The sequence below is a fragment of the Tessaracoccus coleopterorum genome, assembly GCF_011174705.1.
Lineage (GTDB): Bacteria > Actinomycetota > Actinomycetes > Propionibacteriales > Propionibacteriaceae > Arachnia > Arachnia coleopterorum.
Genome location: NZ_JAANIJ010000001.1, coordinates 2,263,837 through 2,283,078 on the forward strand (window position 1 = coordinate 2,263,837; position 19,242 = coordinate 2,283,078).

Sequence of the window (19,242 nt, forward strand, 5' to 3'; positions counted from 1 at the left end):
GCCCCGGACCTCCCCCCAGTCCGGGCGTCTTCTATTTCCCCGGGTCAGCTGCCGAGCGCGGCGTCGAGCCGTTCGCGGGTCGGGCCGGCGGCCGAACCCTCCACGGCGACGGCGAGGGCGGCGGCGATGTTGGCGCGACGGAGCGCCTCCTCCATGCCGAGGCCCTCGGCGAGCATCGCAAGCAGGGCGCCCGCGTGGGCATCGCCCGCGCCTGTCGAGTCGACGACGTCGACCGGATGGCCGGGTACCCTGAGCGGCGCCGACCCCCTGCGGTGCAGCACCGCGCCCTCGGCGCCGAGCCTCGCGACGATGACGGCGTCGGGCCTGGAGAGGCGCGGCCACAGCGCCCGGACGCCCCCAGGAGGGTTGCCTCGCGCTCGTTCAGGCTCAGGATGGTGGTGGAGGCCAGGACGGCGTCGAGCACGCCGTCGGGCACCTCGGCGGCCAGAGGCCCCGGATCCATCAGCAGCGTGGCGGGGAGTAGCCGTCGAGGAGCGCCGCGACGGCCGGGCCCGTGGTCGGATAGAGCAGGTCGTAGCCGCTGACGTAGACGGAGTCGTCCGCCCGCCAACCGATGCCCGCGAGATCGGTGTCGCCGATCTCCTGTTCCACGCCCGGGCTCGTGACGAACGTGCGCTCGCCGTCGGGCTCGATCAGCCCGATGCAACTGCCGGAATCGCCGTCGACGGAGCGGGCAGCAGCACATCCACTCCGAGGTCGTCCAACGCCTCCATCAGCATGGTGCCCACCGGGCCTGTGCCGACCCGGCCCGCGACGACCGTCGGCATGCCGAGCCGGGCCGCGGCCGCGACGATGTTGAACGCGCCGCCGGGCTGCGCGGTGATCGGCCCTGCCAGCACGTCGCCTCCGCGCTCGGGCAGGTTGGGCACGCGCATCATCTGGTCGCCGATCAGGCTGCCGATCACCACGAGGCGGCTCATCGTCGGAGCTCCAGCAGGGCCGCGGCGAGGGCGCGCAGGTGGAGGTCGGGGTTGACCAGTTCGAGCTGGGCGACCTCGTCCGCAGGGAACGCGTCGACGCCGTGCACCGCGCCGAGCACCGCCCCGGCCATCGCGGCCACCGTGTCGGAGTCGCCGCCGAGCCCGGCGGCCGCGAGCACCCCGCCCCACGGATCGTCGCGGTAGGCGGCGACGATGGCGAGGGCCGCCGGGACGGCCTCCTGGGTCGCGACCGACGTGCCGACCAGCGTCTCGATCGCGCCGAGCGGGTCCGGGCCCAACGCCAGCGAGACGGCCCATCTGATCCGGTGCGGGACGGAGGCACCGGGCGTCGCGTGGCCCGCGTGGCGCCCTCCTCGGCAGCGGCCACCGCGAGGTCGAGGGCGGCGGGGATGTCGGCGCCCTCGATGCCCGCTGACACCGCCGCCCCGATGGCGGCGGCGCCCGCGTTTGCGATGCGGGTGTTGTGGGTCAGCACGTCGACGGCGGCGATCTCGCCCACGAAGTCCGCGAGGGGAAGACGCGGTGCGCGATGCCGAGGGGAGCGACCCGCATGGCGGCGCCGTTGGTGTCGCCCCAGCGCCCGGTCTCCTCGGCAGGGGTGCCGGCCCGGAAGGCCTCGATCGCCCGCAGCGTCGACGGGCCGAGCAGGTCGAGGGAACCCCTGGCCTCCATCCGGGTGTGCCAGTCGCTCAGCGCGCGGGCGAACGAGTCGAGGTCCACCCGGCCTTGGCCCTCGACGATCAGCTGGGCGAGGATCACGGCCTGCTCCGTGTCGTCGGTGACGGTGCCCGCGAGCTGGCCCGGGCTGATCGGGTTCTCCTCGGGCCGGGGTGGAACCGGTCGAGCGTCCCGTACAACTCGGTGATCCGCGCCCTGGTCAGCATCTGCGTGGGCATGCCGAGCGCGTCACCCAGCGCGAGCCCGATCAGTGCCCTTCCGCCCTCACGTTCATACCGGCCAGCCTACGGGTGCCGTCCGATCCGGGGCGCTGAGCGTCGGGAAAGGCGATCAGGATCCGCTGGTGAGGGCGGGGGCCCTCGCGGCGAGCCGTCGCAGCTCGCGCGGTGTCGCGTAGCGGACCTTGCCGTTGCTGGTGTGCCCCCGCACCACGATCCGAGGGAGCCCAGGCGCAGGGCGGGTCGTGACGTTCGATGAGAACATCCCCTGGTTGCCGACCGAGACGCGCTCGGTGTCCACGCCCCAACCCTGCGGGACGATCAGGGTCGGGCTTCCGCCGTGCGCGACCAGCACCAGGTCGATCACGGGGCGAGCGGCACCGCCTCGAGGAAGTCGAGCTTGACGTAGTGCCACATCGAGCAGTGCACCTCGATGAACGGCGGCACCTGCCAGGCCCCGGAGATCCTCCGGGTCTCCGGCGTCCTGCCGAGCAGCAGCGGCTCGTCCCAGGTGGCCCCCGGCCCTGAACGGGTGGGGTGATGTCTGTGAGGAAGGCGGCCAGCTCGGCGCTGGGCACCAGGTCACCCACGATCCGGCGCAGCTCACCCTGTGTCCTGGCCTCGAGACCGATGCCGACCCGCTGGTTCATCTCGTCGAACTCCAGCCGGCCGTCGGCCGCGGCCAGCCTGACCAGTTCGACGGCTCGCTCACGCTGGGCCGAGGTGATGCGGAGCTGGTCGTCGGGTGCTGGCTGCATGCCACCATTCTGGCAGCAGGCCGCGCCACGGACCCGGACGCGCCTACGGATGGGACACCCCGGGTGAACTGGCGGGCGCGCGTGAGGCAGACTCTTGCCACGTGCGTTTCTCAGCTCTGATCGGTGGCATCCTCATCCAGCTCGTCGTGGGAGGGGTGTACGCGTGGAGCCTCTTCGCCCGGGCCCTCCAGTCGCCCGACGCGATGGGTCTCGGCCACGTTGAGGCGACCATCCCGTTCGAGGTGGCCATCGGGATGATCTTCGTCGGCACCTCGATCGGCGGCCGGTTGCAGGACCGCAGCAACCCCCGCCTCGTGGCGCTGCTCGGCAGCGTCATCTACGCCGGGGCATCATGCTCGCCTCCCTGGCCCGGGACGCGGGCGACCTGTGGCTCCTCGTCCTCGGCTACGGCCTCATCGGCGGGTTCGGCCTCGGTATGGCCTACATCGTTCCGGTGGCGCTGCTGCAGAAGTGGTTCCCGCGGCAGCGGGCGCTCGTCACCGGGCTCGCCGTCGGTGGGTTCGGGTTCGGCGCCACGCTGACGTCGCCCGTCGCGTCCAGCCTCATCGATGCCAACCCGACGACGCCAGCCGCCGCCTTCCTCCCCATCGGGCTCGGCTACCTGGTGCTCGGTGTGATCGGGTCGCTCCTGTTGTTCACACCTCCCGCTGCGGAGGAGACCACTGCCGAGGGTGACTCCATGACGGTGCAGCAGGCGCTGCGCACCCGCAGTGGTTCCTGCTGACGGCCATCCTCACGGTCGCCGTCGCGGCGGGCATCTCGCTGGTGTCGATGATGGCCGCCGCATCCGTCGACGTGGCCGGGATCGACCCCGCGTCGGTGGCGACCGTGGTCGGCGTGCTCGCGCTGTTCAACGGCGCGGGTCGCATCGCATGGGCCTCCGTCGCGCAACGGATCGGCCAACTCCCGGTGCTTGCCGCGATCCTCGTCCTGGAGGGTGCGGCGCTGCTCCTGCTGCCGCACACCACCGACATGGCGTTCCTCGCGCTGGCCGCCGTCGTCTACCTCTGCTACGGCGGCGCGTTCGGCACCCTGCCCTCGGCCGCGGGCGCGTTCTTCGGGCTCCGGCACGCGGGGCCATCTACGGCCTGATGCTGGTCGGCTGGTCGCTGGCCGGGGTCGTCGGGCCGCTGGTCGCCTCGGCGCTGGTGGGCCCGGGCGGCAACTACCGCCTCGCCTTCAGCGTGATGGGTGCCCTCGCGGTTGCGGGCGTCGCCCTCCCGCTCGTGACGCGCCCGCCGCGGCGCGCCGGAGACGCTGACACCCTCGAGGAGGAGCTGGCCAGCGCCTGAGGGCGGGGTGCTAGAGGACGCCCAGCCCGACCAGCCAGACGCGGGTCGCGGCGTCGGTGGTGAACACGTGTCCCCTCCAACCGAGCTCCACTGCGGCCGCCACGTTGGCGGGGTTGTCGTCGATGTAGGCGATCTGCTGCGGGTCCAACCCCAGCCGGGCGGCGACATGCCGGTAGAGGTCGGGATCCGGCTTCGTCATCCCGACGGTGGCCGACACGAACAGGTGGTTGACCTCGCGCCGCCAGGCCGCCGCGTCGGCCGCCTTCTGCATGGCGTGCGGCGAATTGGTGAGCACCGCGACGCTCACCCCGGAACCCCGGACGTCGCGCAGCAGTTGGCGCGCCGTCGAGCGGAGTTCGGTCCACCCGGCGGCATCCAGGCCCGCGATCTCCTCGACGAGCGCGTCCGTCGGCTCCACGCCGAGATCCTCCAGGATCGGGCCCCAGTAGTCGATCGCCGGGCAGCCCGCGTCGTAGCCGACGCGCCCGTCCCAGTACCGCATGGACAGCGCCTCCTCCTCGACGCCGAGGCGTCTGGCCAGGTCCGGCAGCAGCGAGGGAGGGGAGGCGAGGACTTCTCCGAGGTCGAACACAACTGCGTGGATCATGTCCCCGATCGTAGGCGCTGGGGCGGCTCCCGGGGCGGACCCGCAGGGAGCCGGTGAGCCACTTGGCGTGGCTCAGCCCGCGGGCGAGCGTGGGGTCTAGGTTTGGGGCGCAGAAAGGGGAGACGACATGACCGACACTCCGGCCGGGGCACCGGCGCAACGTCCATCGAGATCAACGGCATCAACGTCATCGCGGAAGAGGAGCGGAAGGGGCATCCCCGCGACCTGTTCATGCCGTGGTTCGCGGCCAACATCTCCATCCTCGCGATCCCGTACGGCGTGTGGTTCCTCGGGTTCGGGATCTCGTTCTGGCAGGCGAGCGTCGCCGGCGTCCTCGGCGTCATCGCCTCGTTCCTTCTCGTCGGCTTCTCCTCGCTCGCAGGCAAGGTGGGCTCGGCCCCACGATGATCCTGTCGCGGGCCGCGTTCGGCGTGCGGGGCAACGCGCTGCCGTCGGTGATCGGCTACCTGATCCTCGTCGGTTGGGAGATCGTGCTCGTGACGCTCGCCACGCTGGCCACCAACACGGTGCTCGGCAGGCTCGGCTGGGCCACGGGTAACGCGTCGTTGATCATCTCGTTCCTGATCATCGCCGCCATCATCATGGCGGCCGGCATCCTCGGCTTCGACGCCATCATGAAGGTCCAGACGTGGATCACCTGGGCCACGGCGGTGCTGACCGTCGCCTACATCGCGCTGACCATCTCGCACATCAACCTCTCCGCCGTGATGGCCATCCCCGCCGGGTCGTTCCAGGCCGTGATCGGCGCGCTCGTGCTCGCCATGACCGGCTTCGGCCTCTCCTGGGCCAACTCGGCCTCCGACTACTCGCGCTACCTGCCGCGCTCGGCCTCCAGCACCGGCGTCGTCGGCTGGACCACCTTCGGCGCCTCGGTGGCCCCATCGTGCTCGTCATCTACGGCCTCCTGCTCGCCGGTTCCGACCCGCCCTCAGCGAGGCGGTCAACAGCGACCCCATCGGCGCGCTGACCGGCATCCTTCCGCTCTGGTTCCTGGTGCCGTTCGTGATCGTCGCGATCCTCGGCCTGGTCGGCGGCGCCGTCCTGGACATCTACTCGTCCGGGCTGACGCTGCTCGCGCTCGGGCTGCCCGTGAAGCGGTGGCAGGCCGCGGCCCTCGACGGTGTGCTGATGATCATCGGCACCATCTACATCGTGTGGTTCTCGCCCAACTTCATCGGCCCGTTCCAGGGCTTCCTCATCACGCTCGGCGTCCCGCTGGCCGTGTGGGTGGGCGTGTTCCTCGCCGACCTGATGCTGCGCCGTCAGGGCTACCACGACACGGCGCTCTTCGATGCGGCCGGGCCCTACGGGTCGGTCAACTGGGTCTCGGTCGCGCTCGTGGTGATCGGCTCGTTCATCGGGTGGGCCTCGTCACCAACACGATGGCCAGCTTCACTATGTGGCAGGGGTACCTGCTCGGCCCGCTCGGGGTAAGGAGGGCGCGTGGGCGTACTCGAACCTCGGCGTCCTCGTGGCCATCCTGATCGGCTTCTTCGGCTACTGGGCGCTGTGCGGGCGCCGCGTGCGTCAGCAGCCGTGAGGTGCTGACGCTGCGCTCCCTCGCGCTGTTCGTGGCGGCCGCCGTGTGTGAGATCGGCGGCGCCTGGTTGGTGTGGCAGGGCATCCGGGAGCATCGGGGCTGGGTGTGGATCGGTGGTGGCGTCATCCTGCTCGGCCTGTACGGGGCCGTCGCGACGTTGCAGCCCGACGCCAACTTCGGCCGGATCCTCGCCGCCTACGGTGGGGTGTTCATCGCGGGCTCGCTGCTGTGGGGGATGGCCGTCGACGGGTTCCGCCCCGACCGCTGGGACGTCGTCGGCGCCCTGATCGCGCTGGTGGGCGTCGCCGTCATCATGTATGCCCCGAGGACCCAGGTCGGCTGACCCCGGGGCGCCTCCCGTGAAAATCGGCCACTGGCCGTTTCTGCCTGGTCCGGTGGGAAGTATCGGCCACTGACGGGGGCGGGGCGCCGCCCGTGAAAATCGGCTACTGGCCGTTTCTGCCTGGTCCGGTGGGAAGTATCGGCCACTGACCGGGGCGGGCGCCTCCCGTGAAAATCGGCCACTGGCCGTTTCTGCCTGGTCCGGTGGGAAGTATCGGCCACTGACCGGGACGGGGCGCCTCCCGTGAAAATCGGCCACTGGCCGTTTCTGCCCGGTCAGGTGGGAAGTATCGGCCACTGACCCCGGGTCAGGCCTGGTTGTCGATCGCGACGAGCAGGCCGTCGCCGGTGTCGCTCACACGCACACTGCTGAGGTCCCGACCACGGCATGCGCCGACGCGATGTCCACGGCCGGATGGGAGGTCGCCACCCCCAGCACAGGGCTCCCCGCCGCGAGCCCCGCCCCGATGCCGGCCGGGGCATCCTCGACGACCAGGCACCGCTCGGGGGCGAACCCCAGCCGGGCGGCGGCGAGAAGGTAGCCCTGCGGATCTGGTTTGCCCACCCGCACGTCCTCCGCGGCCACCATGACCTCGGGATAGGAAGACCTGCCGCGGCGAGCCGCCTGCGCATCAGCCCACGGTTGCCCGAGGTGACCACGGCCCAGCGCCCGGGCGGCAGCGCGGCGAGCAACCCGGCGGCCGCAGGCAGCGCCGCGATGTCGTCGAAGTCGCCGAGTTCCAGCCTGTCGAGGAACTCCACCGACTCCGCGACCCGCTCGCGGGCAGGAACATGGCGATGGTGTCCTCGCTGCGTCGCCCGTGGCTGACGCTGAGCAGTTCGTCCAGATCGACGTCGTGCGCCTCGCACCATGCCCGCCAGGAACGCACCACGGCCGGGGTGGAGTCGACGAGTGTGCCGTCGATGTCGAACAGGATCGCGTCCACCTCGAAGCGTCGCGGTGCGCTCCGCCCACCGGCCGTCTCCGGCGCCGGGCCGGTAGGTGGCTGGGTCAGGATCATCTGGTGAGTCTATGGCCAGGGGAGCGTGAACCCGGCCGGTGTCTCGCGTGCCAATCCGTCGGCGACCAGCCCTCAGCCGCGCGGTGCAGTTGCACGGCGTCGGGCCAGGCGATGTCACCGAGCGGCACCGCCGACCCGGTGGCGCGCAGCGCGGCCATGATCCGGCCCCGCGCCTGCCGGTCGGTTCCCTCCCAGGCCTGCGCCACCCGCTGGGGCCGTCCCAGGCTGGGCGACCGGCCGCCAGCCAGGCGCAGTGCAGGGAGACGGGGCAGCGGTGGCAGGCGGGGTTCCGGGCGGTGCAGATCACGGCGCCGAGCTCCATCGACGAGGCGGCCCAGAGGGCGGCGTCCGCGTCCGTGTCGGGTACCCAGGCGTCCGCGGCCCGACGTTCGGCTGCCGTGACGTGGGCCGTCGGATGCTCGACACCCCGCTCGAGGCGGGCCAGCACCCTGCGCACGTTGACGTCCAGCACGACCGACCGGCGCCCGAACGCGAACGCAAGCACCGCGGCGGCGGTGTAGCGGCCGATCCCGGGCAGGGCAAGCAGCGCGTCCCCGTCATCGGGCACCTCACCGGCGTGCCGCCCCACGATCGCGACCGCCGCCTCCCGGAGGCGCAGCGCCCGCCGCGGATAACCGAGCCGGCCCCACGCGCGCAGCACGTCCGCAGTCGGGGCCGCCGCGAGATGGGCAGGGGTGGGCCAACGCGCCATCCAGTCGCGCCAGGGGCCCTCTACCCGCGTCGTCGGGGTCTGCTGCAGCATGATCTCGCTCACCAGAACGCCCCAGGCGGTGGTGTCCGGATCGCGCCAGGGCAGGGCCGGGCCTCGGCCGTGAACCAGGTGGCCAGGCCCGCCCTGACGGCGTCGACGTCCGGGCTCACTCGCCGAGCAGGTGCCCCACGGCCTCGTTGGCCGAGCGGCGTTTCGCGAGGGCCGCACGCATCATCTGCACGTCGCCGGGCAGCACCTGGAGGTATGCCTCGAGCCAGAGCCGGGGCAACTGACGGGCGGTGTTCGTCTCGAGGTTGGAGTCGACCATCACGGAGATCGCGGCGGCCGCCTCGTTGGCGATCTTGCCATGCAGTTCCTCGTTGGAGATGCGCTTCAGCCCGAAAAGGGTCGAGGCGTAGCCGGGATCGTTCAGGGTGGTCTCGAAGTAGAGGATCGCGGCGTCGCGCATGGCGTTGAAGTAGTCGGTCGGCCCCGCCTCGGCCAGTGCGGGGGCGGTCTCCTTCACGAACTTGTCGATCGTCCTTCGGGCACGGCGGGCGTCGAAGCCGCGGCCCTCGATCACGAGCGCGAGCCAGAACCCGAGAAAGTGGTCGGCCTTGGTCGCCTTCCTGCCGTAGCGCGCGCGGTCGAGTTCCGGAGAGGTCATGCCCCGAAACATAGCCGACGGGCCCACGCCGGGAAACCCACCTATCCCACCTGTGTCCGTCCCCCACGCACCCCGATGCTCTGGCGGGGTCGGGAGCCGTCAGAGGGGGCGTTGGTGAAGCGGCTGTAGTGGCCCTGGAACAGGGCGTCGATCTTGCCGGTCTCGCCGTTTCGGTGTTTGGGGATGTGGAAGGTCGCGAGGCCACGTTCCTCATCGGACGGGTTCTGCGAGTACATCTCGGGGCGGTGCAACATGATCACCATGTCGGCGTCCTGCTCGAGCGAACCCGATTCGCGCAGGTCGGACAGCTGTGGGATGCCGTCCTTGCGCTGCTCGGTGTTACGCGACAGCTGCGACAGCGCGATGACGGGGATGTCCAGTTCCTTGGCGATCAGCTTGATCTGACGCGAGAACTCGGAGACCTCTAGCTGGCGCGACTCGACCTTCTTGCCGGAGCTCATCAGCTGGATGTAGTCGATGGCGAGGAGTTGGAGGTCGTTGCGCTGCTTCAGACGGCGGGCCTTTGCGCGGATCTCCATCATCGTGAGGTTGGGGGAGTCGTCGATGAAGAAGTTCTTCTCGGCGAGGATCGCGGCCTTGTCCGTGATGCGCTGCCAGTCGTTCTCATCCATCTTGGCGCCGCCACCGCGGATGCGGTTGAGTGGAATGGACGCCTCGGCGCTGAGGATCTTCATCACGATCTCGGTGCGGCTCATCTCGAGGGAGAAGAACGCGGCCGTGAGGTTGTTGTGGATGGCGGCGCTGCGGCAGATGTCGAGCGCGAACGTCGACTTACCCACGCCCGGTCGGGCCGCGACGATGATCATCTGGCCGCCGTGGAAGCCGTTGGTGATCCGGTCGAGCTCGGCGAACCCCGTCGGCACGCCCGAGATGCCGTCGCCGGAGTTCTGGATCGACTCGATCTCGTCGAAGGTCGGCTCGATGAGCTCGCGCAGCGACTTGTAGTCCTCGGAGGCCTTCTTCTCGGTGACCTCGAACATGGTCTGCTGGGCCTCGTCGACGATCTTGTCGACCTCGCCCTGCCCCTGGTAACCGAGCTGCGCGATCCGGATCGACGCGTTCACCAGCCGCCTGAGGACGGCCTTGTCGCGGACGATCTCCGCGTAGTAGGGGCGTTGGCGGCGATGGAGACGCTCGAGAGGAGGTCATGGAGGTAGACGGCGCCGCCGATCTTGGCCAGCTGGCCCGTCTTGCCCAGTTCACCCGCCACCGTGATCGGATCGGCGGGTTCGCCGCGTCCGTACAGGGTCAGGATCGCGTCGAAGATCGTCTCGTGGTTGGGGCGGTAGAAGTCCACTCCACGGAGGGTCTCGGCCGCATCGGAGATCGCGTCCTTCGACATCAGCATCGCGCCGAGGACACTCTGCTCCGCAGCCAGGTCCTGGGGCGGTGTGCGATCGAGTGTACGGTCCTCGTGGACTGGAGCCTGACTCATGGCACCTCCTCACCGGTACATCCAACGCAGCCAACAGGCTAGGGCACCCACAAGGGTCCCCGGTCCCGGCCCTGTCGACAAGCCTGTGGACAGGGTGTGGACAACTTCCGGAGCGCCGATTGCGGGCTGTGGACGAACCTACCAGCTGAGCGTGAAACTACTGTTATCAAATCGTTACCTTTGTGGGCGCGGGCCGGGTTTCCGCGATTTGTCCACATATCGCCGTGAGGCCGGGTGTCGCGGCCGACGGGCCGCACGCTGCGTGAGGGCTGGAGCGCCCGGAGCGAGCCGGGCGGGCCGTTCAAACCCCATCTGGCCTCGGGTTATGCCATGACACGGGCCGGTTGGACCTGGCGGCCGGACCCGTGCTATAAGGCCCGGGTGTGTCCGACCGGCATCGGAACCCCCTCGCTGTCGGCGAGGTTATCCACAGCCCTTGTGGGTTGTGTGTGGACAACTGGGTCGCCAAGCGTGGAAAACGGTGGATTTCTCGTTCCTGGCGACCCGGTGACCAGGGGTGGCGGTTGAGACAGGTACCCCTGGGGGTATATTGGGGCGCGAAGGAGGCCCATGTCTGAGACGGTCCAGGAGTCGTGCCACGTTGAGCACGGGTACACGCCCGAGAAGGCGAGTTACCTGCGCCGGTTGAAGCTCATCGAGGGTCAGGCGCGCGGCATCGCGCGCATGGTGGAAAACGACGAGTACTGCATCGACATCCTCACCCAGGTCGCCGCCGTGACGAGCGCGCTCAAGGCCGTCTCGCTCGGCCTGCTGGAGGACCACCTGGAGCACTGTGTCGCCGACGCAGCGCGCAAGGGCGGACCGGAGGCCGACGCGAAACTCGAAGAGGCGATGCAGGCGATCAAGCGCCTGGTCAGGTAAGGAGAATCCATGATCACGAACTACACCGTCAGCGGTATGACCTGCGGCAACTGCGTCAACCATGTCACCGAGGAGGTCGCCGAGGTTGACGGCGTCACAAACGTCAATGTGACGCTCGAGGGGGCGTGATGGTCGTCGAGTCGGCCGACCGCATCCCCTTCGATGCGATCATCGAGGCGGTCAAGGAGGCCGGCGACTACGCCGTGGTCGAGGCCTGAGCCGCCGCCGTCGGAAATCCTGAGGAATTTTCAGACAAGACTTGGGCATTCCTCAGGAATCCCTTAAGGTGGTGACATCCGGTTCTCATGCCGGGAGTCTCACCCCTGGAGTTTCACTCGATGGCAAAGGTCCTCATCCCCGCAATCGCCGGCGGCGTCGCTCTCGCGGTCGTCGGCGGTGCAGCGCTCGCGACCGCCCTCCACAAGAACGACGTGGAGTTGAGCGTCGACGGTCAGGTCACGAGCATCGCCGTGCGGGAACGAACGGTCGCCGAAGTCCTCGAGCTTGAGGGCATCACCCTCGGCGACCACGACGTCGTCCTGCCCGCAGCCGACACCAGGGTGACCGACGGCATGGCCATCTCGGTCGCGTACGGCCGCCCGCTCCAGCTCACTGTCGACGGCGAGCAGAGGGTCGTATGGACCACCGCCCGCAATGTGGGCGACGCGCTCGAACAGCTCCAGTTGGACGCCGCCGACTCCAAGGTCTCCGCCACCCGCTCCGTCGGGATCGGTCGTGAGGGCCTCGACCTCGAGGTCGCCACCGCAAAGGACGTCACCGTGGTCGCGGCAGGGGCCTCGACCCCGTGCGCGCCGCAGGCACCGTCGCGGACGTCCTCGCTGCCCAGGGCATCAAGCCGGACGCCGACGACAAGCTCGCTCCCGCAGCGGACACCGTGCTGAGCGACGGGCTGAACATCTCCTTCGTCCAAGTGGACGTGAAGACCTCGACGAAGGCGAAGGTGATCCCCTTCGAGAAGTCCGAGGTCAAGTCCGACAAGCTCGAGAAGGGCAAGACCAAGGTCGCGACCAAGGGTGTCAACGGGGCGGCCACCGAGACCTACACCGACGTCTACCACGACGGGGTGCTCGTCACGTCGACCCTGAAGTCGAGCGTCGTCGACACCGAGCCGGTGACGCAGGTGACCACGGTCGGCACCAAGGTCGAGGCGACAAGCACATCGTCCGGCGGTGGGAGCAGCCTGAGCCCGGCCACCGGCGCCAGCTGCAAGGCCTCCTACTACTGGCAGGGCCAGATGACGGCCAACGGTGAGCGGTTCAACCCCAACGATTTCACCGCCGCCCACAAGTCGTACAAGTTCGGCACGCGCGTCAAGGTGACCAACCCGAAGAACGGCAGGTCCACCATCGTGCGCATCAACGACCGTGGCCCCTACATCTCGGGTCGCTGCCTCGATCTGTCGACGGCGGCCATGAAGGCGATCGGTGGTACGGCCGCCGGCGTGATCACGGTCAACTATGAGGTCGTCGGCTGACGCGCGCCGCACTTACCGAGTGTGATTCTGGTCTGACAAACTGGTAGTATCTACGAAGTGCTCCCGACGAGGAGCCCCACGAACCGCCCGGTCCGCTGCCGCCCCCAAGAGCAGCGGGCCGGGCTCTTTCATCCCCAGAATCGGCTCCCGGGGTAGCGTCGGTCCATGAGCTACCGCATCGAGAAAGACTCCATGGGTGACGTGCAGGTCGAGGATGACCGCTACTGGGGCGCGCAGACGCAGCGCAGCCTCCTCAACTTCGACATCGGCCGCGACACCTTCGTGTGGGGGCGTGCGATGATCCGGGCCCTCGGGGTGCTGAAGAAGGCTGCGGCCCAGGCCAACGCCGAGTTGGGTGAGCTTCCCGCCGAGCGGGCCGAGCTCATCACCCGTGCCGCTGACGACGTGATCGAGGGCAGGCTCGACGACCACTTCCCACTCGTGGTGTTCCAGACCGGCTCGGGCACGCAGTCGAACATGAACGCCAACGAGGTGATCTCCAACCGGGCCATCGAGCTGGCCGGTGGTGTGCTCGGCTCCAAGGCGCCGGTGCATCCCAACGACGACGTCAACCGCGGTCAGTCGTCGAACGACACGTTCCCCACGGCGATGCACATCGCGGTGGTGAGTGAGTTGAACTCGCGCCTCTACGGTTCCGTGGCGCGGCTGCGTGACGTGCTGGCGGCGAAGGCGGAGGAGTTCGACGGTGTCGTGATGGTCGGACGCACCCACCTCCAGGACGCCACCCCGGTACGCCTCGGGCAGGTGGTGGGCGGCTGGGTCGCCCAGCTCGACTTCGCCCTCGAGGGCGTTCGGCACGCCGATTCGCGGGCCCGCGACCTGGCGATCGGCGGCACCGCCGTCGGAACGGGCCTGAACGCGCACCCCGACTTCGGGCCCCTGGCCGCCGCGAAGATCTCCCATGAGACGGGGCTTGAGTTCTTCCAGGCCGACGACCTGTTCGCCGCGCTGAGCGCGCACGATGCGCTCGTCGAGGTGAGCGGGTCGCTGCGGGTACTTGCGGGCGCGCTCATGAAGATTGCCAACGACGTGCGCTGGTACGCGAGCGGCCCCGCAACGGCATCGGGGAGATCACCATCCCCGAGAATGAACCGGGCAGTTCGATCATGCCGGGCAAGGTGAACCCCACCCAGTCGGAAGCGATGACGATGGTCGTCGCGCGTGTGTTCGGCAACGACACCACCGTCGGGTTCGCGGGGAGCCAGGGCAACTTCCAACTCAACGTGTTCAAGCCGGTGATGGCGCACGCGGTCCTCGAGTCGATCCGGCTGATTTCCGACGCCTGCGTCTCGTTCGCCGACCACTGCGCGGTCGGCATCGAGCCGAACATGGAGCGGATCGAGGCGAACCTCGCCTCCAACCTGATGCTGGTGACGGCGCTGAACACGCACATCGGCTACGACATGGCGGCGAAGATCGCGAAGCAGGCACACAGGGAGGGCACGTCGTTGCGCGAGTCGGCCGTCGCCAACGGCGTCAGCGGCGAGGACTTCGACCGCTGGGTGGTGCCCGCGGACATGACGGGGAGCTGAGCCCGGCTCAGCTCGCTGCCCGGAGTCGAGGGTGTCCCTGTGTGTTTGGTCAAGCGGCGATGGGTTGGGGCTCAGCAGGGCTCGGGTTGCGGAGCATGGCGTAGAGGACGTCGCAGCCTCGTCGTGAGAGGGAGATGAGGACGGCGTTGTGTTTCTCGCCGCGGAAGCTGGTCCCGGAGCGGTGGGTGACCGAGGCGAGACCGGCGTAGGCGGCGAGGTGACAACACCCCCGGACCATCGACGACAGGGGCAGTAGGTCATGCCGGGCCCGGCGACCGTAACTTCATCTTGGGGCTCCGGACAGGTATCGGGCTCGCGAGGCTCCGGCCGTGAACATGGCCCCTCCCAGCGGGAGATGAAGGTGGCGCGGGCCACGAACTCAACTGTGTTGAGCCCGGGGGCAGCCGGGTTCCATGAAGGTCGGCGGCGGTCCCGCGCGTGCGGTTGCGGCCGACGCCTCATGGTTCTACTTCGTTGGGGAGGTCGAGGCGTCAGGCGCCCACGATGTCGGAGTAGGCCTTGTACGTCCCATCTCCGTCGGTCAGATAGCTCCAGAAATGGTGCTGGACATCCTGCTCCATGACGTAAGGGGTCCGTGCGTACCGGCAGATGTCCTTGGGCGAGAGCTTCTCGGTCTTCGACTCGATGAGGTCATCGCCCAAAGAAATGGGCCGCAGTCTGCGCCCAGAAAAGCCGCCTCCGGGCTCACCATTGGAAGTGCGTATCCGGGGGTCTTTCCGAGTGGTTCTGAATGCCACGTGGAACTTGGATGCATGATCACACGTCGGTGTTTCCTGGTCAATCCCCCGCATCGATTTCTTTTCAGGCGACCTGCGGCGTTGGTTTCTTCGGTTGCCGAGGTCGGGGGCGCGGCGCAGGCCAGCGCTCAGCCCGCGGCGCGCCCGCGGAGGAAACGCCGCACGTGGGTGGCCGGATCGAACTGTGGCGCCGGCTCGTCTGAAGGCAGCAGCCCGAGGCCTCCGGTGACGATCGGCATGGCGATCGGGCCGAGCAGTGCCGGGATCTGGGTCTCCGGTGCCTCGCGCTCCAGTGCGCCCTCGTCCTGGTAGCGGCTGAGCAGCCCGGCGACGGCACGCAGAACCGCCCGCAGGGGCTCGAGTGAGGGAGCGACCCGGTCGTCGAAGGGAACCTCGGTCAGCAGCGCGCGGGCGACGGGTCCGTACCGGCCGAGCATTGTCTTGTAGTCCGTGATCAGCCGGATCAGGTCGGCCTCGAGGTCTCCGGTGTGGACGACCGACTCCTGGGTGAAGGTCGTGACGACCTCGGAGACCGCCTCCCTGACGAGTCCGTCCTTGGAACCGAACTTACGAAAGAGGGTCACCTCGTTGACGCCGGCCCGCTCGGCGATGGCGCGGGTGGTGGTCCCCTTCAGGCCCTCGCGGCCGAGCACCTCGAGTGCGGCCGCGATGAGCGCGTCCGTCGTGTTCTGGGCCCGTTCCGCGCGATTCATGCCCCCAGCATATTGCAAGCACGTACTTACTTACTACAATCGGTAGTATGCAACGCGATTCCACCACGCTGTCGCTGGGCCTCGACATCGGATCGACGACCGTCAAGGCCGTCGTGCTCGACGGCGACAGGGCCGTCTTCAGCCGCTACCGCAGGCACAACGCCGATGCCCGTGGTGCGCTGCGCCGCCTGGTCGGCGAGGTGCGCGACCAGTTCCCCGGCCGGGCCATGACGTGCGCCGTGACCGGCTCGGCCGGCCTCAGCGTCGCCGACCTGATGGGCGTGACGTTCGTGCAGGAGGTGATCGCCTCCACCGAGGCGATCGAGCGGTTCCACCCCGACGCCGATGTGGTCATCGAACTGGGCGGCGAGGACGCCAAGATCACCTTCCTCAGGCCGAGCGTCGAGCAGCGGATGAACGGCACCTGCGCGGGCGGCACCGGCGCCTTCATCGACCAGATGGCCACCCTCCTGCACACCGACGCCGCCGGCCTCGACGAACTGGCATCCGCTACACGCACCTCCACCCGATCGCGTCGCGCTGCGGCGTCTTCGCCAAGTCCGACCTGCAGCCGCTCCTCAATCAGGGCGCAGCGCACACCGACCTCGCCGCGAGCGTCTTCCAGGCCGTCGCCACCCAGACCATCGCCGGGCTGGCCTGCGGGCACCCGATCCGCGGCAACCTCGTCTTCCTCGGTGGCCCCTGCACTTCCTGCCGCAGCTGCGCGCCGCCTACGAGCGCGCACTGGCCGCCCAGGTCGGCAGCTTCACCACTCCCGACGACGCGCACCTCTACGTCGCGCTCGGCGCGGCGATGCTCGCTGCCCGCCCCGCCACCGGCGGCATCCCTCGGCGGCACGACCCCGCCGAACTGGTCGACCGGCTCGGGCGCACCGTACACATCCCGCTCGCCAGCGCACGCATGCGGCCCCTGTTCGCCGACGCCGCCGAGCGGGCCGACTTCGACCGCCGCCACCACTCGGACACCACCCCCGGATCGACCTGGCCGACACCGACGGGCCGCTGTTTCTCGGTATCGACGCCGGATCGACCACGGTGAAGGCCGTCGTCCTCGACGACGAGGGTCGCATCGCCTTCACGCACTACCGCTCCAGTAACGACCCTGTCACCGCCGCGAAGGAGATCCTCCGCACCGTCCTCACCGACCTGCCGCTCTCGGCCCACCTCGCGAGGGCGTGCGTCACGGGCTACGGCGAGGGCCTTGTCAAGGCCGCGCTCCGCCTCGACGACGGTGAGATCGAGACGATGGCGCACTACCGGGCAGCCGAGTCGCTCTGCCCGGGCGTGACGGCAGTCATCGACATCGGCGGGCAGGACATGAAGTACCTGCGGATCGTGGACGGCGCCGTCGACTCCATCGCGGTCAACGAGGCCTGCTCCTCGGGTGTGGGTCGTTCCTGCAGACCTTCGCCGCGGGCATGGGGCTCGATGTCCGGGAGTTCGCGGCGCGGGCCCTCGAATCGTCGGCCCCGGTCGACCTCGGCACCCGCTGCACGGTGTTCATGAACTCGTCGGTCAAGCAGGCCCAGCGCGAGGGCGCCTCGGGTGCCGATATCGCCGCGGGCCTGTCCTACTCGGTGGTGCGCAACGCGCTCTACAAGGTGATCAAGCTGCGCGACGCGGGCCAACTCGGCGAAACCGTCGTCGTGCAGGGAGGCACGTTTCTCAACGACGCCGTGCTGCGCGCCTTCGAGTTGCAGACCGGGGTCACCGTCACCCGCCCCGAGTTGGCCGGTCACATGGGGGCACTGGGCGCGGCGCTGACCGCCCGGCGCAACTGGTGCGACGGCGGTCGCTCGGAGGCGCTCAGCCTCGCCGAACTGGACGCGTTCACCGTCGAGACGGCCATGCAGACATGCCGCCTCTGCCAGAACCACTGCCAGCTGACCATCTCCACGTTCGGTGACGGCGCCCGGCACGTCTCGGGCAACCGCTGCGAGCGCGGCGCCTCCACCGAGAGGGTGCCGAAGAAGTCGGAGCTGCCGAACCTGTACGACTACAAGTACCGGCGCCTGTTCGGCTACCGCCGCCTCACCCACGAGAAGGCGACGCGCGGCGAGATCGGCATCCCGCGGGTGCTCAACATGTACGAGAACTTCCCGCTGTGGTTCACCGTGCTGACCAACCTCGGGTTCCGTGTCACGATCTCGGGGCGCAGCAACCATGAGGTGTTCGAGCAGGGCATGGAGTCGATCCCAGCTGAGAACGCCTGCTACCCGGCAAAGCTGGCGCACGGCCACATCGAGAGCCTCCTCGACCGGGGATCGACACGATCTTCTACCCGTGCATCCCGCTCGAGTCGCGCGAGATCGCCGAGGCCGACAACAACTTCAACTGCCCATCGTCGCGTTCTACCCGCAGGTGCTTGAGCGCAACATGACCCGCCTGCACGCCGACGGTGTCACGTACCTCTCGCCGATGCTCAGCCTCGATGATCCGGCGAAGCTGGCCCGCCGCCTCGTGGAGGTGTTCGCCGACTGGGGGTCACCCTCGAGGAGGCCGAGGTCGCCGTGGCCGCCGGGTTCGCCGAGGACGCCGCGGCCAAGGCCGATGTCCGTGCGGAGGGTGCGCGCGCCATGGGGTACCTGCTGGAGCGGGGCCTGCGGGCATCGTGCTGGCGGGCCGGCCCTACCACGTCGACCCGGAGATCAACCACGGCATCCCGAGCCTCATCAACGGGCTCGGCATGGGCGTGCTCACCGAGGACGCCGTCATCGACCCCGCCGACCTGCGGCTCGAGCGGCCGCTGCGGGTCCGCGACCAGTGGACCTACCACTCCCGGCTCTACGAGGCCGCCGCCGTGGTCGGGGAGCGGCCCGACCTGCAACTGGTCCAGCTCAACTCGTTCGGTTGTGGGGTCGACGCGATCACCACCGACCAGGTCGCCGAGATCCTCGAGGCAGCCGGCGACATGTACACGCTGCTGAAGATCGACGAGGTGTCCAACCTCGGCGCCGCCACCATCCGGCTGCGCTCCATGCAGGCGGCGGCCACCGAGCGGGCGGGCAGTCAGGTCGTTGTCGCGATGGGATCGCCGGAGCGCGCCGTCTTCGACGCCGCCGCCCGCGACAGCCACACCATCTACGCGCCGCAGATGGCGCCGATGCACTTCCGGCTCCTGATGCCGGTGCTGCGCAAGCTCGGCTACCGGGTCGAACTGCTGGAGCACGCCAGCGGCGAGGACATCGAGGTGGGCCTGAAGTACGTCAACAACGACGCCTGTTTCCCGGCGATCATGGTGGTCGGCCAACTCGTCAACAAGATCCGCTCCGGTGAGGTTGATCCCGACCGCGCCACCGTCGGGATCACGCAGACCGGCGGCATGTGCCGGGCGACCAACTATGCGGCGCTGCTGCGGAAGGCCTTACGGGAGGCGGGTTACCCGCAGGTGCCTGTGCTCGCCATCAGCCTGCAGGGGCTTGAGGACAACCCCGGCTTCAAGTTGAGCCCGCGATGCTGCACCCCGCGATCCAGGCCCTCGTGCTGGGTGACCTGCTGCAGAACCTGACGCTGCGGGTGCGCCCG

Annotated in this window: 22 protein-coding genes and 7 pseudogenes; 13 read left to right on the forward strand and 16 right to left on the reverse strand. The window is 69.3% G+C overall.

The annotated features are described in order from the left end of the window. Positions 1-44 precede the first annotated feature (44 nt). The 8 genes and pseudogenes from G7085_RS32770 to G7085_RS35095 all read right to left on the reverse strand — a co-directional run. Complete coding sequence (locus G7085_RS32770) at positions 45-524, reverse strand: carbohydrate kinase family protein (protein ID WP_331716002.1); 480 nt, start codon at positions 522-524, stop codon at positions 45-47. Continuing rightward, a complete protein-coding gene (locus tag G7085_RS26435; protein ID WP_231979542.1) occupies positions 463-612 on the reverse strand; it encodes a hypothetical protein in 150 nt (49 codons plus the stop codon). Before G7085_RS26435 ends, G7085_RS32770 begins: the two co-directional genes overlap by 62 nt. A 41-nt stretch (positions 613-653) precedes the next feature. Beyond that, positions 654-941, reverse strand: coding sequence for a PfkB family carbohydrate kinase (locus G7085_RS14550; protein ID WP_197511539.1), 288 nt, complete (start codon positions 939-941; stop codon positions 654-656). Further along, positions 938-1,288 (reverse strand): annotated as a pseudogene (locus G7085_RS35085) (ADP-ribosylglycohydrolase family protein); the annotation flags it as partial. The pseudogene G7085_RS35085 and the gene G7085_RS14550, both read right to left, overlap by 4 nt. Positions 1,289-1,430: 142 nt before the next feature. Continuing rightward, on the reverse strand, positions 1,431-1,721 hold the full coding sequence (locus G7085_RS35090) for an ADP-ribosylglycohydrolase family protein (protein ID WP_408647115.1): 291 nt from the start codon (positions 1,719-1,721) through the stop codon (positions 1,431-1,433). After that, positions 1,718-1,891 carry an ADP-ribosylglycohydrolase family protein gene (locus tag G7085_RS14565; protein ID WP_269452168.1) on the reverse strand — a complete coding sequence of 58 codons (174 nt, stop codon included), beginning with the start codon at positions 1,889-1,891 and terminating at the stop codon, positions 1,718-1,720. Before G7085_RS14565 ends, G7085_RS35090 begins: the two co-directional genes overlap by 4 nt. Positions 1,892-1,970: 79 nt before the next feature. Then, a complete protein-coding gene (locus G7085_RS26445) occupies positions 1,971-2,213 on the reverse strand; it encodes a hypothetical protein (protein ID WP_231979544.1) in 243 nt (80 codons plus the stop codon). Positions 2,214-2,496: 283 nt separating this feature from the next. Then, positions 2,497-2,616: pseudogene (locus G7085_RS35095) on the reverse strand (DUF1707 domain-containing protein); the annotation flags it as partial. Between the two features lie 352 nt (positions 2,617-2,968). On the opposite strand from G7085_RS35095, the gene G7085_RS14575 reads away from it, so the two are divergent. The 3 genes from G7085_RS14575 to G7085_RS14585 are packed head-to-tail and all read left to right on the forward strand — an operon-like array spanning position 2,969 to position 3,929. After that, entirely contained in the window at positions 2,969-3,361 is a 393-nt protein-coding gene (locus tag G7085_RS14575) for an MFS transporter (RefSeq protein ID WP_197511542.1), read from the forward strand. A gap of 47 nt (positions 3,362-3,408) precedes the next feature. Further along, a complete protein-coding gene (locus tag G7085_RS14580; RefSeq protein ID WP_197511543.1) occupies positions 3,409-3,729 on the forward strand; it encodes an MFS transporter in 321 nt (106 codons plus the stop codon). Next, a complete protein-coding gene (locus G7085_RS14585) occupies positions 3,729-3,929 on the forward strand; it encodes a hypothetical protein (protein ID WP_197511544.1) in 201 nt (66 codons plus the stop codon). Before G7085_RS14580 ends, G7085_RS14585 begins: the two co-directional genes overlap by 1 nt. Positions 3,930-3,939: 10 nt before the next feature. Here the strand turns inward: G7085_RS14585 and G7085_RS14590 are convergent, their stop codons facing one another. Then, positions 3,940-4,536: an HAD family hydrolase gene (locus tag G7085_RS14590; RefSeq protein ID WP_197511545.1), complete on the reverse strand. Its 597-nt coding sequence runs from the start codon at positions 4,534-4,536 to the stop codon at positions 3,940-3,942. Positions 4,537-4,638: 102 nt separating this feature from the next. On the opposite strand from G7085_RS14590, the gene G7085_RS30590 reads away from it, so the two are divergent. The 4 genes and pseudogenes from G7085_RS30590 to G7085_RS14600 all read left to right on the forward strand — a co-directional run bounded on the left by G7085_RS30590 (position 4,639) and on the right by G7085_RS14600 (position 6,440). After that, positions 4,639-4,944 (forward strand): cytosine permease, encoded by a 306-nt coding sequence (locus G7085_RS30590; RefSeq protein ID WP_269451873.1) that lies wholly within the window; start codon positions 4,639-4,641, stop codon positions 4,942-4,944. After that, positions 4,941-5,372: pseudogene (locus G7085_RS32775) on the forward strand (cytosine permease); the annotation flags it as partial. The gene G7085_RS30590 and the pseudogene G7085_RS32775, both read left to right, overlap by 4 nt. A 187-nt stretch (positions 5,373-5,559) precedes the next feature. Continuing rightward, positions 5,560-5,991: a hypothetical protein gene (locus G7085_RS32780; RefSeq protein WP_331716053.1), complete on the forward strand. Its 432-nt coding sequence runs from the start codon at positions 5,560-5,562 to the stop codon at positions 5,989-5,991. 107 nt (positions 5,992-6,098) lie between these two features. Next, the gene (locus tag G7085_RS14600) at positions 6,099-6,440 is read left to right on the forward strand and encodes a YnfA family protein (protein ID WP_197511546.1); all 342 of its coding nucleotides are present in this window, start codon (positions 6,099-6,101) and stop codon (positions 6,438-6,440) included. A 354-nt stretch (positions 6,441-6,794) separates the two neighbouring features. Here the strand turns inward: G7085_RS14600 and G7085_RS14605 are convergent, their stop codons facing one another. The 5 genes and pseudogenes from G7085_RS14605 to dnaB form a co-directional block, all read right to left on the reverse strand. Further along, entirely contained in the window at positions 6,795-7,106 is a 312-nt protein-coding gene (locus G7085_RS14605) for an HAD-IA family hydrolase (RefSeq protein ID WP_269452169.1), read from the reverse strand. Further along, positions 7,072-7,461, reverse strand: a complete 390-nt coding sequence (locus tag G7085_RS14610; RefSeq protein WP_197511548.1) for an HAD family hydrolase — start codon at positions 7,459-7,461, stop codon at positions 7,072-7,074. The genes G7085_RS14605 and G7085_RS14610 overlap by 35 nt, the downstream gene beginning before the upstream one ends. A gap of 277 nt (positions 7,462-7,738) precedes the next feature. Further along, positions 7,739-8,224 (reverse strand): annotated as a pseudogene (locus G7085_RS26455) (A/G-specific adenine glycosylase); the annotation flags it as partial. Positions 8,225-8,339: 115 nt separating this feature from the next. Beyond that, positions 8,340-8,840 carry a DUF6553 family protein gene (locus G7085_RS14620; protein WP_197511549.1) on the reverse strand — a complete coding sequence of 167 codons (501 nt, stop codon included), beginning with the start codon at positions 8,838-8,840 and terminating at the stop codon, positions 8,340-8,342. Positions 8,841-8,881: 41 nt separating this feature from the next. Next, positions 8,882-10,296, reverse strand: a pseudogene (gene dnaB, locus G7085_RS14625) (replicative DNA helicase). Positions 10,297-10,866: 570 nt separating this feature from the next. Between dnaB and G7085_RS14630 the strand changes: the two are divergent. From G7085_RS14630 to fumC, 5 genes and pseudogenes are all read left to right on the forward strand, one after another. Further along, positions 10,867-11,178 (forward strand): metal-sensitive transcriptional regulator, encoded by a 312-nt coding sequence (locus G7085_RS14630; protein ID WP_197511550.1) that lies wholly within the window; start codon positions 10,867-10,869, stop codon positions 11,176-11,178. 9 nt (positions 11,179-11,187) lie between these two features. Then, positions 11,188-11,307: a heavy-metal-associated domain-containing protein gene (locus tag G7085_RS26460; protein WP_231979546.1), complete on the forward strand. Its 120-nt coding sequence runs from the start codon at positions 11,188-11,190 to the stop codon at positions 11,305-11,307. Between the two features lie 209 nt (positions 11,308-11,516). After that, a complete protein-coding gene (locus G7085_RS14640) occupies positions 11,517-12,080 on the forward strand; it encodes a ubiquitin-like domain-containing protein (protein ID WP_197511551.1) in 564 nt (187 codons plus the stop codon). Beyond that, positions 11,984-12,673, forward strand: a complete 690-nt coding sequence (locus G7085_RS35100) for a septal ring lytic transglycosylase RlpA family protein (protein ID WP_197511552.1) — start codon at positions 11,984-11,986, stop codon at positions 12,671-12,673. The genes G7085_RS14640 and G7085_RS35100 overlap by 97 nt, the downstream gene beginning before the upstream one ends. A gap of 165 nt (positions 12,674-12,838) precedes the next feature. Continuing rightward, positions 12,839-14,226: pseudogene (gene fumC / locus G7085_RS14650) on the forward strand (class II fumarate hydratase). 491 nt (positions 14,227-14,717) lie between these two features. On the opposite strand, the gene G7085_RS14660 reads toward fumC, so the two are convergent. Both G7085_RS14660 and G7085_RS14665 read right to left on the reverse strand, forming a co-directional pair. After that, positions 14,718-14,888 carry a hypothetical protein gene (locus tag G7085_RS14660; RefSeq protein ID WP_197511553.1) on the reverse strand — a complete coding sequence of 57 codons (171 nt, stop codon included), beginning with the start codon at positions 14,886-14,888 and terminating at the stop codon, positions 14,718-14,720. Positions 14,889-15,112: 224 nt separating this feature from the next. After that, complete coding sequence (locus G7085_RS14665) at positions 15,113-15,697, reverse strand: TetR/AcrR family transcriptional regulator (protein WP_197511554.1); 585 nt, start codon at positions 15,695-15,697, stop codon at positions 15,113-15,115. A gap of 47 nt (positions 15,698-15,744) precedes the next feature. Here G7085_RS14665 and G7085_RS35105 point away from each other — a divergent pair. After that, positions 15,745-19,099 (forward strand): annotated as a pseudogene (locus tag G7085_RS35105) (acyl-CoA dehydratase activase-related protein); the annotation flags it as partial. Positions 19,100-19,242 lie beyond the last annotated feature (143 nt).